This window comes from Mesorhizobium sp. WSM3862 (assembly GCF_002294985.1).
Taxonomy (GTDB): Bacteria; Pseudomonadota; Alphaproteobacteria; order Rhizobiales; family Rhizobiaceae; genus Mesorhizobium.
In genome coordinates this window covers 327,484-344,719 of sequence record NZ_NSGE01000003.1, presented here as the reverse complement: position 1 = coordinate 344,719, position 17,236 = coordinate 327,484, and the positions used below count along the sequence as shown (strand labels likewise).

The window sequence follows — 17,236 nt, the reverse complement described above, 5'->3', positions numbered from 1 at the left end:
AGCAGCTTTGTGAGTGACGAAGGGCGCATCGAAGGAGGTATGTCCAAACGATGCCTGGTGCTGGGCGGACGTGGATTCATCGGCTCTCATTTAGTTGATGCTCTTCTCACTCGCGGATACGCCGTGCGTTGCCTGTATCGTCCTCATGGGGTCGCCCTACGTGAGAGGCGATTGGCCCACCCCAATCTTGAAATTTTGGAAGGAGACTTCAGTAATAGTGCCGACGTTGCTCGCGCATTGCAAGATTGCGACCTGTGCTTCCATTTGATTTCCACGACTTTGCCAAAATCGTCAAACTCCGACCCTATGTTCGACATCGAAAGCAATGTTGTTGGCACTGTACGGCTTCTGACCCAAGCAGTTCAGTGTGGGCTCAAGAAAATCATCTTTGTCTCGTCGGGCGGCACAGTGTATGGCGTACCGCAGCAAATCCCTATATTAGAAACGCACCCGACAGACCCCATAGTTCCGTACGGTATTACGAAACTCACAATAGAGAAGTACCTGCACCTGTTCCATGTCCTCCACGGCTTGGATTACACAGTTCTACGCTTGGCCAATCCTTACGGGGACGGGCAGCGTCTTAATGCTAGTCAAGGCGCCATCGCAGTGTTTCTCCGAAAGGTTTTGCGAGGAGAGGTTGTTGAGATTTGGGGTGACGGCTCAGTTGTCCGCGACTACATTTATATAGACGACGTAGTAAGCGCACTCCTGGCTGCGATTGGTGATACTGGCGGAGAGCGAGTTTTTAATATCGGCTCCGGCCAAGGGCACAGCTTAAACGAAGTGCTTGATGCAATAGAGGCGGCAACTGGTCAGTCCGCAAGACGAATCTACATGCCGGGCCGAGCCTTTGACGTGGCCGTTAGCGTGTTGAGCATAGCAAAAGCAAGCCAAGTTCTAAATTGGAGACCAAAAGTAAGCTTCGACAAGGGCTTACAGAGATTCGCGATTTGGGTGTCGGAACAGAATGATTAGAGCAGGTTCATCTGGCGCGATCGGCGTGCGGTGGTCGCAAACGGCGATCTGCCGGGCGCATTACTGCGCTTCACCTTTATTACCTGGCGTGAAATCTCGATGCTCTCAATCCCGTCCGAATTAACCATGTCCTCCATGAGGTCAATCGCGAGATTTGCCAATGAATTTTGATTGAACCAACCGTTGGAAGGGGCTTGAAAATCTGGTTGGAAGCTCCAAGACCAATCCTCAATGAAATAGTAACCGCCAGGCTTAACTCTAGGAAATACGGTATGAAAAGTGGACTTTGAATACTCGTACCAATGTGAAGCATCATCCACCACGAAATCTACCTCCCCACCGAAATCGCTCTCTATAATTTTATTGATCTTAAGTGATTCATCTTGAGAGGTGCCGTAGTATATATTCACGCGGCCGCCTGAGTTCTGAACATACGTATCGAGTGCAGGGACTGCCTCTTGTGACAGTTCGATCGCGGATAGCTTTTTCGGTCGCAATAGCCTATCCAAAAAGACAACAGATCCGCCTTGATACACTCCAACTTCAAGCACCTTCTCAATGCCGGTATTTTCGAGAGCAGTGTAGTGATCGATAAAATCGCGGCCTTTCATCATCGTAAAGTTGCGTTCCGAGGATGCACGCTTGCTCCCACCGGCAGCCCAATCGAGAGTGATCCGATAGCCGTCAATTTCAAAAGACGATTTGTTGATCCAATTAATCACGGGCTCTCCCTGGTGGTCACTGTGAGACGGAACGGGATCTGAATGCGTCTTTGCACTCTGCCGCGCAAGGTGGAACGCCGTAAAGCCCCTAACTAAACTAGAGGGGAAAAAAACCCCTAGCTCTCCCCCCAACTCCGCGCTAATGCCATAACCGGTGACGGGGTTGGGGATTTGCAATCTGGAGTGGCGAGGGACGGTGTTCTGTCCCGCGCCGCTCTGATAGTATTCCCGCGCCTGGAGTTCAGTACTACCCAATGACCGCCTATGTAGAAGCCGTATCGGGCCTCCGACCGAAGATGCGGCGCGCCATCATCATGGTCCAGGACCTCGTCATGGTCCTGATCGCGGTGGCGCTCAGCCTCACGCTCTCGCAGTCGCGGCTTTCCTTCGATGCGTTCTCCTCCGGCGGGCTGGCTTGCTGGGCGCTGATCGTGCTCCTCGCCCATCTCCTGTTTCGCACCTGCGGCCTCTACAGCACCGTCTGGCGCTTTGCCTCAACGCCCGACTTCTTCAACATCCTGAAGGGCTGCGGCAGCCTGACGGTGGTTCTCTATCTGGCCTCGATTGCCTACCGCTCCTTTTTCCAGCCGGTCGCCGGTCTCAACGAGCGCCAGTTCATCGTCTTCTTCCTGGTCTCCTTCACCATCATTTCGGCACCCAGGCTCTACTATCGTTTCCTGCGCGACGGTGCGTCCTGGCGCATCCTGCGCCGCGCCGCCGGCGATGCGTCGATCAAGCAGGCGCTGTTCATCGGCCGGCTGAGCGAGGCCGACGTGATCGTCCGCTTCACCCGCACGGCGGTGCCGGCCGAATATGCCATTGCCGGCATCATGGCCACGGAAGGCGACGCGCCGCTCGGCACGCAGATCCAGGGCGTTCCGGTCGTGGCGCTGCGGCCGCGTCTGGTCGAGGTGCTGGAAGAGTATGTCAAGGGCACGGAAAACCTCGACCTCCTGATCTTCGGCAAGGGGGTCGAGCGCGAGATCGAGGACTATGCCGAGCTGGTGCGCGTCGCCCGCCACAGCGGCATCGCCGTCGTCCAGTTCTCCGGTCTTTCGGAACTGGGGCAGGGCGGCAAGCTGGTTCTCGATGCCGTCGAGATGGAAACCATCATGCGCCGTTCGGCGGTCGCCACCGACATCGCGCGCATCGGCGCCTTCGTCGGCGGCAAGCGCGTGCTGGTCACCGGCGGGGCCGGCTCCATCGGCCGTGTGCTGGTCAAGCGCGCGCTGGAGCTCGGCGCCGAGGCGGTGCTGGTGGCCGACAATTCCGAGTTCGGCATCTTCCAGCTCGATCAGATCATCGACGAGAAAGACCGCGACAGGCTGGCCAGCCGCATCGTCGATGTCACCGACCGGCCGCACATGATGCGCCTTGTCAGCGACTTCAAACCCGCCATCATCTTTCACGCCGCGGCGCTCAAGCACGTGCCGCTGCTGGAAGAGAACTGGGAAGCGGCGATCGAGACCAATGTCTTCGGCACGCTCGCCTGCGCCGAGGTCGCGGCCGAATGCGGGGTGCCGCAGTTCCTGCTGATTTCCAGCGACAAGGCCGTCGACCCGAGCTCGGTGCTTGGCGTCACCAAGCGCGCGGCCGAGCAGATCGTCTCCTCGCTGCATGAAACGCACGCCGCGCCGTCGCCTTTCCCTGCCGGCGGGCTGAACGGCCGCCATGCCGGCACCCCAACTGTGCATCGTCCCGGCACCAAGTTCATCGCCGTGCGCTTCGGCAACGTCTTCGGCTCCAACGGCTCGGTGGCGACCATCTTCCAAGCGCAGATCGAGGCCGGCGGGCCGGTCACCATCACCGACCGGCGCATGACGCGCTATTTCATGACGGTGGCCGAGGCCGTCGATCTCGTCATCATGTCGGCCGCCGATGCCGAGCGGCGCCAGGGCAGGGACGACTACGCCATCTACATGCTCGACATGGGCAAGCCCGTGCCGATCCTCGAAGTCGCCGAAACCATGATCCGCATGGCCGGCAAAAGCCCCTATACCGACATTCCGATCCGCTTCACCGGCATCAGGCCCGGCGAGAAGCTGCACGAAGCGCTGCATGGCGAAGGCGAGGAGGTCGTCAAGCTCGACATCGCCAAGATCTTCGGCCTGAGGACCGAGGTCGTGGAGTGGCCGAGGATCGAGGCCGCGCTGCCGGCGCTGGTGGCCGCCATACGGGACCAGGACAAGGCCGCGGCCCTCGCGATCCTGGCCGGGCTCAACCGGGCAGGGCAAGGCATTGGCGGCGCGCCCCAGCGGGCGGTGCCGAAAGCGGCTGGACAGATCGGTTAGGCCTGTGCCGTCCTCCCGCAATTGGCTATTGAAGCCTGTTCGAATGCCCTGCAGGTTCTGAAACAGTGACCGGGAAAGATCAGCGCGTGGCCGTTCTCATGGGCACGAGGGATGGCGCCGCCTTTATCGGCGAGCAGTTGCAGTCCTTGCTCGACCAGTCGTGGCCCCATGTCGATCTCTGGGTTTCCGACGACGGCTCGACGGACGCCACGCTTGCGATCCTCGAGGCGTGGCGGTCCCGCTGGAACAAGGGCTCCCTTACGCTGGTGCAGGGTCCGCGAAACGGCTTCGCCGCCAACTTCCGCTCGATGATCATCGAGCCGCGCGTCGATGCCGATTACTACGCCTTTTGCGACCAGGACGATGTCTGGGAGCCGGACCGGCTGGAGAGCGCCATTCGCTGGATGGAGAAAGAGGATATGGCAATGCCGCTCCTGTTCTGCTCGCGCACGGTGACCATTTCCGAGACCGGCGTCCCGGCCGGCCATTCGCCGCTGTTCCGCCGCCCGCCGTCCTTCCGCAACGCCCTTGTGCAGAGCATCGCCGGCGGCAACACCATGCTCTTCAACCGCGCGGCGCGCGACCTTCTGGCGAAGGCCTCGTCAAGAACCGAATTCGTCAGCCATGACTGGTGGGCCTATCTCGTCGTCACCGCCGCCGGCGGCACGGTCCGCTACGAGCCGCGGCCGCTGGTCAAATACCGGCAGCACGGGGCGAACCTGGTGGGCGCCAACGTCTCCTGGAGGGCAAGGCTTTCGAGGCTCGGGCGGCTGTTCCAGGGCCAGTTCGCCACCTGGACGGACAGCAATCTCAGAGGCCTTGCCGTCAACCGCGACCTCGTTACACGCGATGCAGCACGTTGCCTTCGCCTGTTCATCAGGGCGCGCAAGGGCAGTGCTCTCAGGCGCTTCAGCCTGCTCGGCAAAAGCGGCGTCTACCGGCAGACCCTGATGGGCACGCTCGGCCTCTACCTTGCCTTTCTTTGGCGGCGGATCTGAGCCGTGACGGCAAAGCGGGCTTTCGACCTGACTATCGCGGCCGTCATGCTGGCGGTTACGTCGCCCGTTGTGCTGATCGCCATGCTGGCGGTCAGGGCGACATCGCCCGGACCGGCCATCTTTTCGCAGCTGCGCGTCGGGCGGGGCGGCGCTGTCTTTGCCTGCCACAAGCTGCGCACCATGCATCGCAACACCCCGTCCTTGCCAACGCACGAGGCGCCTGCTGGGTCGGTCACCGCGGTCGGCAGGGTGCTGCGCGCGACCAAGATCGATGAGCTGCCGCAGCTCTGGAACGTGCTCAAGAGCGAGATGAGCCTTGTCGGTCCCCGTCCGTGCCTGCCGACGCAAACGGAGTTGATCGGCCACCGGCAGCGGCTGGGCGTGCTTTCGGCGCTTCCGGGCATCACCGGGCTGGCGCAGATCAAGGGCATCGACATGTCCGATCCGAAACTCTGCGCCGAGACCGACGCAGCCTATCTGAAGGCCGCTTCGATCGGCCTCGACCTCAGAATATTGCTGGGGACATTCTACCGGGCCTGAGCGGCCTTCTTTCGCGCCAGTTCCTCAAGCCGGCCGAGCGTATCGGTTTCCGGCATCCAACCTTCCGAGGCCAGCAGCGACGGATCGCAGATCTGGGTCGCGGTCAAGGCTTGCCACGATGCCTGCATGCCGAGCAGCCTTGCCGCCAGCCGCAGCGGCATCGCGGGCATGGGAAAAAGCCGCGGCGGACGGCCGAAACCACGCCGGAACGCGGCAATGATTTCCGACATCGCCAGCGGAACTGAGTTGCCCGCGACATAGGCCGGGTGGAGCGGTCCTGGACGGCTGACAAGGTGCAGCACCGCGCCCGCCGCCGTGTCGGACGCGATCAGCGAACGCACACCTGCCAGCGCGCCGGCCGGCAGCGGCAGGGCGGTGTCGGCAAGCCGCATCAGCGATGCCATGTTGCCCCTCATGCCCTCGCCATAGACGGGCGGCAGGCGCAGCGCCGTGGCATCCGGGCGACCGGCGTAAGCCTCGATCATCCTGATCTCGCCGTCGCGTTTGGAGCGGCCATAGGCGCATTGCGGAGCAGGGGGCGTCGCCTCGTTGATCGTGCCGCTGAAGCCGGGACCGGCGACGGCCCGGATCGAGGAGAGAAAGATGAAGCGCCCGCCGCAACGTGCAGCCGTGGCCTTGGCCAGCCGCGCGGTCAGCATCGCATTGGCGGCCTGGTAGTCGGCGTCGCTGGCGTTCCGATCGTTGTTCAGCGCCGCGCAGTGGACGACATGGCTCACGCCGCGCATCAGTGCCAGGAAGGCGTCGTCCGGCGCATCGGCGCCAGGCAGCGCAAAGACATCGCCCGCAGCCTGCAGTCGTTCTGGCCGGCGGGACACAATGCGTATGTCGAAGCCGGCCTGACGCAGCCGGCCGGTCATCTGGCGTCCGATCAGCCCCGTCGCCCCGGTGACCAGGACCTTCATGTTCGCCGGCCGGCGGCCGAAGGAATGGCGGCGCTCTTGCCGGTCGGCGGCACCGTTCGTCCGCAAGCCAGATAGGTTCCCGAAACCAGGAACACCATCAGCGTCGAATCGAGAAGGTCCTGGCCGACCAGGATACCGGTCAGCCCGCCTATGAGATAGGTGACGACCGTGACGATGATCATCGTTGCGCCGAACCGTTCCGCTGGGCCGGCGCTGCGGCGCAGCGCCCTTGCCGCGTTCCAGGCCGCGACGACGAAGATCGCCGCCAAGGCGAACGCCCCTAACAAACCGGCCTGCACCGCCGCGGTCAGAAAACCGTTGTGGTAATGGTTGTAGCCTGCGTCCATGCCGAATTGATCGTGAAAACCCTGTTTCATCAGCGCCCGGCTGCCTGTGATGCCATGTCCGAAAATCGGAGCCTCGTGAAACGCGTTCGTGCCGATCTCCCACATCGCCACCCGCAGCCCAAGCGCCGTCGTATGGTCGTTCTTGGTGGTCAGCGCATCCAAGTCGCTGAAAAGGAAGTCAGCGCGATTGGCAATGACGGGAAACGCGATCGCGGCGAGCAGCAGGCAGGCGCCGCCGGCAATCAGCGCAATGCGCGCCAGTTTCAACCCGCTGAGCCGGCGCCGGTTGATCGAGAGCACGGCCATGCCCGCCAGCAGCAGCGCCAGCCAGATGATGCGGGAGCCCGAATAAAGCACCGCCAAGCTGCCCGCAAGCGCAGCGAGGGTCAGCAGCTTCCAGCGCTTCTCGATCCCCGAAAGCGCGCCTGCGAGGCTCATCGCCGCGGCAAGGCAGGTCACCGTCGCGAATACGATTGCGTTCCCGGCACCGCCTTCGGCCCTGGTGCCGATCCAGTAATACTGAACGACGGCGAGCAGCAGCGCACCGAAACATGCCGCGGCGCTCGCCAGCACGACGATGCGGACAAGCACGGTCTTTTCCGTGATGCTCCAGGTCGAATAGGAGATCGGAAAGAAGAGGAAAGTGATCAGCGGCAGGAACAACCGCAGATCCGCCGCCAGCGTGCCGTTGACGATCGAAGCAAGGACGATGGCCGCGCAATAGGCACAGATCGCCACCGTCGTGGCCAGCATCGACCGGTCGATGTTGAACCGCCGCCGTTTGATGGCGAGCAGAACCACGGACCAAAGCGCGCCGCCGTTGAAAACGAAGCTGACCACCGATCCCAGCACCGGCGGCGAGAAGAAGCAGACGATCGAGAAGTAGATGTTGATCTGTGTCGGCGTGAGATGTCGCCGAAGCGATGTAAACGGGTTCAATGCCTTGCTTCGCAATCTTCCAGGTTGTGCGCAGACCCGCCGGAGTACCGAACAATTGGCCTTGACCGATCCCGTTCTGCCGCGCCTCGCCCGCTCCCGCGCCGGTATAGCGGCTGGCTCCGATCTCCGATAGGGCGACCGAAGGATGTCCAGCCAAAAATCGGCGGCGTGGACGAAAGCTCTTGGAAGTCAACCTAGCCGATCGAAGCAAATAGGTTTGTTCAGCCCCTTTCAATTGCTCGGCTTGTCTGGGAGAATTTTCCGACTTATCAAGCTCACTTGGAAAATTCATTCCCAAAGCGCTGTGCCCGGCGCGGGTCTTGCATTGTTATGGGCGATGGCGATCTGCTAGAACGCCCGCGACAAGGGTCCAGGGCTTGACGGGCTGTTTTAGCAAACCGCGCCAATCGCCTGCTGCAAGGCCTGGCCGGCACGAAAGAACGCTCAATAGCTTATGAACATCGCGCTCACCCATCTGCAGCGGCTAGAGGCCGAATCCATCCATATCTTCCGTGAGGTTGCGGCCTCTTTCGCCAAGCCGGTGATGCTCTATTCGGTCGGCAAGGATTCCTCGGTGCTGATGCATCTGGCGATGAAGGCCTTCTATCCCGCCAAGCCGCCATTTCCCTTCCTGCATGTCGACACGACCTGGAAGTTCCGTGAGATGATCGCCTTTCGCGATCAGATGGCGCAGAAGCTCGGCTTCGACCTGCTTGTTCATGTCAACGAAGACGGCGTGCGCGACGGCATCAACCCCTTCGATCACGGCTCGAACACCCACACCCATGTGATGAAGACGGTGGCGCTGCGCCAGGCGCTCGACAAATACGGCTTCGACGCAGCCTTCGGCGGCGCCCGTCGCGACGAGGAGAAGTCGCGCGCCAAGGAGCGCATCTTTTCCTTCCGCAATGCCCAGCATGCCTGGGATCCCAAGAACCAGCGGCCGGAAATGTGGAAGATCTTCAACACCCGGATCGCGCCGGGTGAATCGATCCGCGTCTTTCCCCTGTCCAACTGGACCGAGCTCGACATTTGGCAGTATATCTTGCAGGAGAACATCCCGATCGTGCCGCTCTATTTCGCCAAGGAGCGGCCGGTCGTCGAACGCGACGGCATGCTCATCATGAAGGACGATGACCGCATGCAACTGCGCCCCGGCGAGAAGATCGAGAACCGTCTCGTGCGCTTCCGCACGCTGGGCTGCTATCCGCTGACGGGCGCCATAGAATCGGATGCCGACACGCTCGAAGCCATCGTCGGCGAGATGCTGACCGCCCGCACCTCCGAGCGCCAGGGCCGCCTCATCGACCGCGACGAGGCAGGTTCCATGGAAAAGAAGAAGCGCGAGGGGTATTTCTGAGCATGCGCCACATCCTGGCCAAGAGCCTCGCCCCGACCGATTCGATCCGCGACTACATGGCCGCGCAGGAGAAGAAATCGCTGCTGCGCTTTCTCACCTGCGGCTCGGTCGACGACGGCAAGTCGACGCTCATCGGCCGGCTGCTGTCCGATACCAAGCAGATTTTCGAGGACCAGCTCGCCGCGTTGGAGAACGATTCTCGCAAGCACGGCACCACCGGCGACGACATCGACTTCGCGCTCCTCGTCGACGGCCTGGAGGCCGAGCGCGAGCAGGGCATCACAATCGACGTCGCCTACCGCTTCTTCGCCACGCCGAAGCGCAAGTTCATCGTCGCCGACACGCCCGGCCATGAGCAATACACGCGCAACATGGCGACGGGCGCTTCGACCGCCGACCTCGCCATCGTGCTGATCGATGCGCGCCAGGGGGTGCTGCGCCAGACGCGGCGCCATTCGATCATCGCCTCGCTGCTCGGCATTCGTCACATCGTCCTTGCCGTCAACAAGATCGACCTCGTCGGCTTCGACAAGACCGTGTTCGACCGGATCGTCGCCGACTACGGCGAATTCGCGCAAAGCCTGGGCTTCAACAGTATCGTGCCGATTCCGATGTCCGCGCGCTTCGGCGACAATGTCACCAGCCGCTCGGAGCGCACGCCCTGGTATTCCGGGCCGTCGCTTATCGAGCATCTGGAAACCGTGTCCGTCGACGAGGCGGCGATCGAATTGCCGTTCCGCTTTCCCGTCCAGTATGTGAACCGTCCCAACCTCGATTTTCGCGGCTTTGCCGGAACAATTGCATCCGGTTCCGTTTCCAAAGGCGACGAGGTCGTGGTCGCCAAGTCGGGCAGGGCCTCCCGGGTCAAGCGCATCGTCGCGCATGGCGGCGACCTTGAGCAGGCTGTTGCCGGCCAGGCCATCACGCTCGTCCTCGAGGACGAGGTCGAGGTTTCGCGCGGCAACATGCTGGTATCGCCGGCCGCACGTCCGCAGGTCGCCGACCAGTTCGCCGCCAATCTGGTCTGGTTCGACGAGCAGGCCCTGCTGCCCGGCCGGTCCTATATCCTGCGCACCGAAACCGATCAGGTGAGCGCGACCGTCACCGATCTGAAATACCGCGTCAACGTCAACGATTTCGCGCATGAGGCTGCGAAGTCTCTCGACCTCAACGAGGTCGGGGTGTGCAACCTGTCGACCCGGGCGCCGATCGCCTTCGATCCCTTCGCCGAGAACCGCACGACCGGCGCCTTCATCCTGATCGACCGCATCAGCAACGCCACCGTCGGCGCCGGCATGATCCTGCATTCGCTGCGCCGCGCCGAAAATATTCATTGGCAATCGCTCGACGTCGGCAAGCGCGGCCGCTCCGACCTGAAGAACCAGCGCCCGGCGGTGTTCTGGTTCACCGGTCTGTCCGGTTCCGGCAAGTCGACCATCGCAAATCTTTTCGAGAGGAAGCTGTTCGCGTCCGGCCGCCACACCTACATCCTCGACGGCGACAATGTCCGCCACGGCCTCAACCGCGATCTCGGCTTCACCGACGCGGATCGGGTCGAAAACATCCGCCGCGTCGCCGAAGTGGCCAAGCTGATGGCCGATGCGGGCCTGATCGTCATCGTCTCGTTCATTTCGCCCTTCAGCGCCGAGCGGCGCATGGCGCGCGAGCTGATGGGCGAGGGGGAATTCGTAGAGGTGTTCGTCGACACGCCGTTCGAGGAATGCGCCCGCCGCGACCCGAAGGGCCTTTACGCCCGCGCCTTGAGCGGCGAGATCAAGAACTTCACCGGCGTCGATTCTCCCTACGAGACGCCGGAGAACCCCGAGATCCACCTCAAGACTCTCGGCAGGACGCCCGAGGAGATGGCGGAAGCGTTGGAACACTGGCTGACGGAGCGCGACGTTGCCGAAGAGCAGTATGACGATGGCGGCGGCATCTGACGACGCGGCAATGCTTGGCGTGTTCGAGCGCCTCGCGCTCGATGCCGGCCGCGCGGTGATGCGCGTTTTCCACGAAGGCTGCGCCGTCGACAGCAAGTCCGACTCTTCGCCGGTGACGGAAGCCGATCGCGAAAGCGAAAAGATCATCCTGGCCGGCCTGCGCACCGCTTATCCGGAGATCCCCTGCGTGGCCGAGGAGGAGGTTGCGGCGGGTGTTGCCACGCCCGACCTCGACGGCGCCTTCTTCCTCGTCGATCCGCTCGACGGCACCAAGGAATTCGTCAACCGCCGCACCGATTTTACCGTCAACATTGCGCTGGTGCGCCACGGCGTGCCGGAAGTCGGCGTCGTGTTCGCGCCTTGCACAGGACGTTTCTTCTCCGGTCGGCCGGGGACGGCGGAAGCGATCGACGTTGACGGCGACTATCGTGTCGCCGGCCGTCGGCCAATCACCGTGCGGGCAGGCGGCACGCCGCTCGCCGTCGTCGCCAGCCGCTCGCACAACACGCCGGAAACCGAAGCCTTCATTCGCGATCTCGGCGCCACCGACATCGTCTCGATAGGCTCGTCGCTGAAATTCTGCCTGCTCGCCGCCGCCGAGGCCGACGTTTATCCGCGCTTCGGTCGCACCATGGAATGGGATACGGCGGCCGGCGATGCGGTGCTGCGCGCCGCCGGCGGCATGACCCGTACGCTGGACGGCCAGCCGCTCCTCTACGGCAAACGCAACCAGGCCACTGACACGGATTTCGCCAACCCGTACTTCATTGCGACGGGGAAGGGCGTGGAGGCTTAATCTCCTCCTGAAGGGGGGAGATCAGGCAGCCGCGACCTGCGCCGAGTTCGAGCCGATATAATTGCGGATCGTCTCGATGATCTTGTCCTGGTCGGCTTCGCTGAGGTAGGCGTGCATCGGCAGACAGAGGATCTGCTTCGGCAGCTTTTCCGAAACCGTAAGACCGGTCGGCGTACGCGGATAATCGCGGTAGGCGATTTGTTCGTGCAGCGGCTTCACGTAATAGATGACCGACGGGATGCCTTTTTCGCCGAGATGCGCCTTCAACCCGTCGCGCTTCGGCGTCTCGATGGCATATTGTGCCCAGGCCGAGCGGCCGTGGCCGAGATTGCGTGATGCCTTGACGATGTCGCCAAGCCCGTTGGCGTAACGGTCGGCGACCGCCTGGCGGGCCACCATCTCTTCCTCGAGGATGGCGAGCTTCTCGATCAGGATCGCCGCCTGCAGCGTATCGAGGCGCGAATTGATGCCGACGCGGATGTTGTCGTACTGCGTCTCGCCCTTGCCGTGGAAGGCGAAGGAGCGCAGCTTGTCGGCGAGCGCAGCATCGTTGGTGAACATCGCGCCGCCGTCGCCGTAGCAGCCGAGCGGCTTGGCCGGATAGAAGCTGGTCGAGCCGACATGGCCGAAGGCGCCGCACATCGTGCCGTCGGCCGAGCCGCCCATCGACTGGGCGGCGTCCTCGATCACCAGCAGGCTCTCGCGCTTTGCGATCGCCATGATCGCCTCGTAGTCGGCGGCGAGTCCGAACAGGTCGACCGGGATGATCGCCTTCGGCTTCAGCCTTCCTTGCTTCTTGATCATGTCGATCGCCGCCTCCAGGCTGGCGATATCGATGTTGTAAGTGTCGGGATCGACGTCGACGAAGACAGGTTCGGCCTTGGCGAGCGCCGCCACCTCGGCCGTCGCGGCGAAGGTGAAGCTTGGTACGAACACGGCATCGCCCGGACCGATGCCGGCCGCAAACAGCGGCAGAAGCAGCGCATCGGTGCCGTTGGCGCAGGCCACCACGTGCTTGACGCCGACATAAGCCGCGAGCTTGTTCTCGAATTCTGCGACTTGCGGGCCGAGGATGTAACGGCCGTCTTCGACCACCGTGTCGATCGCGGCCTTCAGCCGGTCGCGGATTCGTTCGCGCTGCGCGCCAAGATCGATGAACTGCATGTCGGCCTCAGATGCTGCCAGTAAACCGGCCCGCTGGTACCAGACTTGCTACGGCTGAAAAAGCCGCCCATGGCCAAGGCGAATTGCGCAAGTGTCGCAGTATGTTACCGTTTTTTGCCTGCGCATTGCCAGAAGAAGCCGGAAATCCGGGCTTCCAAGCGTATTCGAAGCGGCTCTTGTCGCGCTGTTTCCGGCCCTTCGAAACATAAAGTGATCGCTCCGGCGGGGACCGCCGGCGAGACCGGGCAGCCGATCAGGCTATTTCGTGCCGCCATGGCGGGTTGGCGCCGGCCCGAGATACCGTCACGGCGGCGGCCCTGGCGCCAAGCTCCAGCGCGCTGCGGATGGCTTCCTCCGAGAGGCCGCCGATCGCTGCCTTGGTGAGTAGACCCTGCTCGTGCAGCGAGGCAAGGATGCCGGCATTGAAGGTGTCGCCGGCGCCGACCGTGTCGACCACCTTCACCTTCCGCGGCACCACCGTGACCTTGTGCTCCCTGCTGTAGCCGACGGCGCCTTCGCTGCCATGGGTGACGACGATCAGCCTGGGGCCGCGGTCAAGCCAGTTGCGCACGACCTCCTCGTGCGAGCCCGCTTCGTCGAACCAGTTGAGGTCTTCGTCCGACAGTTTGACGATGTCGGCCATCGCCATCATCTCGCGGATGCGCCTCAGATGCTTGGCCTTGTCCGGAATGAAGTTCGGCCGGATGTTGGGGTCGAGCATCATCACCCGGCTGTTGTGCTCGCGCCGCATGAACTCCTCATAGGCCGATCCCGCCGGTTCCGAGATGAGGCTGATCGCGCCGAACAGCATCGCCTCGATCTCGGCCCCGAGCTTCGGCAGGTCCTCGATGGCGAGCATGCGCCCGGCGGTGTTCTCGTCGTAGAACGTGTAGGTCGCCTGGCCATCGGTGAGCCGCACGAAGGCGAGCGTGGTGGGCCTGGGCGAGGTGTGCGCATAGGTCGAGCTCACCTTGCTTGCTCCCAGCGCCTCGCGGAACTGGCCGCCGAACAGGTCGGAGGAGAGACCTGAGAAGAAGCCTGCCGGAGCGCCGAGCCGCCCGAGCGCGATCGCCGTGTTGAACACCGCCCCGCCGACATAAGGCGCGAAGGCCGCTTCGCCTTCCGTCGTCGTGCGCGGCAGCATATCGATCAGGGCTTCGCCACAGCAGAGGATCATTGTGTCTCGGTCTCCGGCGGATGGATCACGCCCTTACGGATGATGATGTTGGCATAAAGCCTGGGTTCGCTGGTCGCGACGATCGCATGCGCGGCCTTGACGCGTGCATAGAAGTCGGCCCCCGCCAGCGCAATCAGCTTGTGCCCCGGCGCGCGTTTGGCGCAGACCGCTTCCATCTCGTGATGCACGGGATCGGCGAGCGCCGGATCGCCTTTGACCGAGGCGCGGAACAGGGCCTCCGGCACCGCCTCATCCACCGGCAGCACGCTCAAAACGGCGTCCAGCACCGGAATGACGGCATGGCCGTCGGCGCGGATCAGCCTGCGCGCCTGTTCCTCGGCCGGATAATTGCCGTCGACGATGGCGATCTCGTCGCCATGGCCCATGGCCCTGAGCGTCGCCAGAAGCTGCGGGCCGAGCAGCGACGGAATGCCGATCAGCATGGTCAGGCGCTCCTGGAAATCGTCGTCGGTCCGATCAGGAAGCGTTCGGAAAGCGGCAGGCTGGCGCCGCCAAGCGCCCGCGCATGGATGCCGACCGTTCCTTCGCGTACGACCGGCAGCTTCAGCCCCTCGGCGTCGATACCGGTGATCGCGTCCGTCACCGCATCGACAAGCCTCCGCCGCACGTCGAGCGGCATCCAGCCGTCGATCACCGCGGCCTCGAAATCGATGACCGACGAGGCGGCAACGATCGCATAGGCCAAAGCCTGTGCAGCACTTGCGATCCAGTCGTCGAGCTCGGCGCCGATCTCGCCCCATTCCTGCGGCGAGGTCCACAGATAGGAGCCGTCGATGCCCTTGGCGCTCAGCGCCTTTTCCAGCATGGCGATCGAGGCGACGTCGATAAGCTGTGTCGGCTTGCCGTCCGGTCCGGGCACCGGCATCGAACCCAGCGCGCCGGCATTGCCGGTCGGCCCGCCGAACAGGCGGCCGTTGAGCACGATGCCGCCGCCGGCAAAGGCGCCGATATAGAAATAGACGAAGTCGCGCGCCGCACCCGCCTGGCCGAAGACGAGCTCTGCCCCGCAAGCGGACGTGGCGTCGTTCTGCAGATAGACCGGAAAGTCGCATTGGGACTGGATGTCGGCGCGGATGTCGCGATGGCGCCATTCGTCCATGATCTCGCGTGGCGCGCCGGCTGTGTCGGCCCAGCTCCAGAGCTCGAACGGCATGGCGATCCCGAGCCCGGCGATGCGCTTGTCCTGCGCCGGTGTCAGCTCGCCGCGCATTTGTTTGATCCCAGCGCCGACGAACTCCACCGTCTCGCGCGGCGCCGGATAACGATAGGAATTCTGCAGCATCGATCGCACATTGCCGAGGAAGTCGATCAGCACCAGCTCGGCGCTGCGGCGGCCGATCTTGAGACCGATGAAGAAAGCTCCTTCCGGATTGAGCGCCATCGGGATCGACGGCTGGCCGATCTTGCCGCGCAGCGGCGCCTGGCGCACGAGCAGCTTGTCCTCTTCCAGCTCGCGCATGATGACGGATACCGTCTGAGCCGACAGCCCCGTCATGCGCGCGATGTCGGATTTGGCGAGGCTGCCATGCTGGCGCACCAGTGACAGCACCAGCCTTTCATTGTGGTCGCGCATGCCGCTCTGGTTCGTGCCGCGATGCAGCCGGCTCTCCAGAGCCTCGGGCGAACCGTGCCTCGCAATGCCGGTCTCCACCCTGTTCCTCCCGTCGGTTTCCCCACACTGGCTTTTCGTTCAGAATGAGTGAACAGCGCAAGTCTGTCAATAATAAATAAGAGTGATTTAATTATTGACAGATGATGCGGACTGGTGTCTTTTGGGGTGGCGTCCACGCTGGGAAAAATGGTTGGATGCGCTCGAGGCGCCGGGTTGGCCGGCGTCCGGAATGGTTCCATTGGGAGGAAATCGTGACCAAGAAATCGCTGCTGAAGTCCACCGTATTCGCGGCGGCCGGGCTGGGCCTGCTCGCATTCGCCTCGTCCGCATCCGCTGCGGGCGTCGGCGCCTGCCTGATCACCAAGACCGATACCAATCCCTTCTTCGTCAAGATGAAGGAAGGCGCGACCGCCAAGGCCAAGGAACTCGGCGTCGACCTGAAGACCTATGCCGGCAAGATCGACGGCGACAGCGAGAGCCAGGTCGCGGCGATCGAGAGCTGCATTGCCGACGGCGCCAAGGGCATCCTGATCACCGCCTCTGACACCAAGGGCATCGTGCCGACGGTGAAGAAGGCGCGTGACGCCGGCCTGCTGGTGATCGCCCTCGACACGCCGCTCGATCCGATCGACGCTGCCGACGCGACCTTCGCCACCGACAATCTGGAGGCCGGCAAGCTGATCGGCGCCTGGGCCGCCGCCACGCTCGGCGACAAGGCCAAGGACGCCAAGATCGGCTTCCTCGACCTCACTCCCTCGCAGCCGACCGTCGACGTTCTGCGCGACCAGGGCTTCATGATGGGCTACGGCATCGACGTGAAGGATCCCAACAAGATCGGCGACGAGGACGATCCGCGCATCGTCGGCCACGACGTGACCAACGGCAACGAGGAAGGCGGCCGCAAGGCGATGGAGAACCTCCTGCAAAAGGACAACACCATCAACGTCATCCACACCATCAACGAGCCGGCCGCTGTCGGTGCCTACCAGGCGCTCAAGGCCGTCGGTCTGGAAAAGCAGGTGCTGATCGTTTCGGTCGACGGCGGCTGCCCGGGCGTCAAGTCGGTTGCCGAGGGCGTTATCGGCGCCACCTCGCAGCAGTACCCGCTGCAGATGGCGGCGCTCGGCATCGAGGCGATCGCCAAATTTGCCAAGGACGGAACGAAGCCGAAGCCGACCGAAGGGAAGAACTTCTTCGACACCGGCGTCAATCTCGTCACCGACAAGCCGGCCAACGGCGTCAAGTCGATCGACACCAAGGAAGGCCTCGCCAAGTGCTGGGGCTGACGCTCTGACGGTTCACAAAGCTTGCGGCTGGGGGCTTGATCCCCGGCCGCATCGGGTGGACGATGCGCCTTCGTCAAGCGCGGACAATCCTGGCGACAGACCGGAAGAGGCGTCGACGGCGCGCGCAGCAATGAGAAGGCTG

The 17,236-nt window shown here is 63.1% G+C and carries 15 protein-coding genes; 8 read left to right on the top strand and 7 right to left on the bottom strand.

What is annotated here, in order from left to right; all coding sequences use genetic code 11:
- Positions 1-9 precede the first annotated feature (9 nt).
- Positions 10-978, top strand: coding sequence for an NAD-dependent epimerase/dehydratase family protein (locus tag CK224_RS10115; RefSeq protein WP_245425870.1), 969 nt, complete (start codon positions 10-12; stop codon positions 976-978).
- On the opposite strand, the gene CK224_RS10110 is transcribed toward CK224_RS10115, so the two are convergent.
- On the bottom strand, positions 975-1,700 hold the full coding sequence (locus CK224_RS10110; protein ID WP_141245807.1) for a class I SAM-dependent methyltransferase: 726 nt from the start codon (positions 1,698-1,700) through the stop codon (positions 975-977). The genes CK224_RS10115 and CK224_RS10110 overlap by 4 nt on opposite strands.
- A 254-nt stretch (positions 1,701-1,954) precedes the next feature.
- On the opposite strand from CK224_RS10110, the gene CK224_RS10105 reads away from it, so the two are divergent.
- The 3 genes from CK224_RS10105 (at position 1,955) to CK224_RS10095 (ending at position 5,529) form a co-directional block, all read left to right on the top strand.
- Positions 1,955-3,991: a nucleoside-diphosphate sugar epimerase/dehydratase gene (locus tag CK224_RS10105; RefSeq protein WP_176477900.1), complete on the top strand. Its 2,037-nt coding sequence runs from the start codon at positions 1,955-1,957 to the stop codon at positions 3,989-3,991.
- An 86-nt stretch (positions 3,992-4,077) separates the two neighbouring features.
- Entirely contained in the window at positions 4,078-4,989 is a 912-nt protein-coding gene (locus tag CK224_RS10100; protein WP_245425868.1) for a glycosyltransferase family 2 protein, read from the top strand.
- A 45-nt stretch (positions 4,990-5,034) separates the two neighbouring features.
- On the top strand, positions 5,035-5,529 hold the full coding sequence (locus tag CK224_RS10095; RefSeq protein ID WP_095781959.1) for a sugar transferase: 495 nt from the start codon (positions 5,035-5,037) through the stop codon (positions 5,527-5,529).
- On the opposite strand, the gene CK224_RS10090 is transcribed toward CK224_RS10095, so the two are convergent.
- Entirely contained in the window at positions 5,517-6,452 is a 936-nt protein-coding gene (locus CK224_RS10090; RefSeq protein WP_095781958.1) for an NAD-dependent epimerase/dehydratase family protein, read from the bottom strand. The two genes, CK224_RS10095 and CK224_RS10090, sit on opposite strands and share 13 nt — an antisense overlap.
- Positions 6,449-7,738, bottom strand: coding sequence for an O-antigen ligase (locus tag CK224_RS10085; protein ID WP_095781665.1), 1,290 nt, complete (start codon positions 7,736-7,738; stop codon positions 6,449-6,451). The genes CK224_RS10090 and CK224_RS10085 overlap by 4 nt, the downstream gene beginning before the upstream one ends.
- Positions 7,739-8,192: 454 nt before the next feature.
- On the opposite strand from CK224_RS10085, the gene cysD reads away from it, so the two are divergent.
- The 3 genes from cysD to cysQ are packed head-to-tail and all read left to right on the top strand — an operon-like array spanning position 8,193 to position 11,834.
- Positions 8,193-9,098, top strand: coding sequence for a sulfate adenylyltransferase subunit CysD (gene cysD, locus CK224_RS10080; RefSeq protein WP_066997810.1), 906 nt, complete (start codon positions 8,193-8,195; stop codon positions 9,096-9,098).
- A 2-nt stretch (positions 9,099-9,100) separates the two neighbouring features.
- Positions 9,101-11,038: a sulfate adenylyltransferase subunit CysN gene (gene cysN, locus CK224_RS10075; protein ID WP_164747371.1), complete on the top strand. Its 1,938-nt coding sequence runs from the start codon at positions 9,101-9,103 to the stop codon at positions 11,036-11,038.
- Positions 11,039-11,048: 10 nt separating this feature from the next.
- On the top strand, positions 11,049-11,834 hold the full coding sequence (gene cysQ, locus CK224_RS10070; protein ID WP_176477912.1) for a 3'(2'),5'-bisphosphate nucleotidase CysQ: 786 nt from the start codon (positions 11,049-11,051) through the stop codon (positions 11,832-11,834).
- A gap of 21 nt (positions 11,835-11,855) precedes the next feature.
- On the opposite strand, the gene CK224_RS10065 is transcribed toward cysQ, so the two are convergent.
- The 4 genes from CK224_RS10065 to CK224_RS10050 all read right to left on the bottom strand — a co-directional run bounded on the left by CK224_RS10065 (position 11,856) and on the right by CK224_RS10050 (position 15,847).
- Positions 11,856-12,998: a DegT/DnrJ/EryC1/StrS aminotransferase family protein gene (locus tag CK224_RS10065; protein WP_095781662.1), complete on the bottom strand. Its 1,143-nt coding sequence runs from the start codon at positions 12,996-12,998 to the stop codon at positions 11,856-11,858.
- Positions 12,999-13,251: 253 nt separating this feature from the next.
- The gene (locus tag CK224_RS10060; RefSeq protein WP_095781661.1) at positions 13,252-14,175 is read right to left on the bottom strand and encodes a carbohydrate kinase; all 924 of its coding nucleotides are present in this window, start codon (positions 14,173-14,175) and stop codon (positions 13,252-13,254) included.
- Positions 14,172-14,618 (bottom strand): RbsD/FucU domain-containing protein, encoded by a 447-nt coding sequence (locus tag CK224_RS10055; RefSeq protein WP_095781660.1) that lies wholly within the window; start codon positions 14,616-14,618, stop codon positions 14,172-14,174. Before CK224_RS10055 ends, CK224_RS10060 begins: the two co-directional genes overlap by 4 nt.
- Before the next feature lie 2 nt (positions 14,619-14,620).
- Positions 14,621-15,847, bottom strand: coding sequence for an ROK family transcriptional regulator (locus tag CK224_RS10050; RefSeq protein WP_095781659.1), 1,227 nt, complete (start codon positions 15,845-15,847; stop codon positions 14,621-14,623).
- Between the two features lie 212 nt (positions 15,848-16,059).
- Between CK224_RS10050 and CK224_RS10045 the strand changes: the two genes are divergently transcribed.
- Positions 16,060-17,094: a sugar ABC transporter substrate-binding protein gene (locus CK224_RS10045; protein ID WP_066998169.1), complete on the top strand. Its 1,035-nt coding sequence runs from the start codon at positions 16,060-16,062 to the stop codon at positions 17,092-17,094.
- The last annotated feature ends 142 nt before the right edge of the window (positions 17,095-17,236 follow it).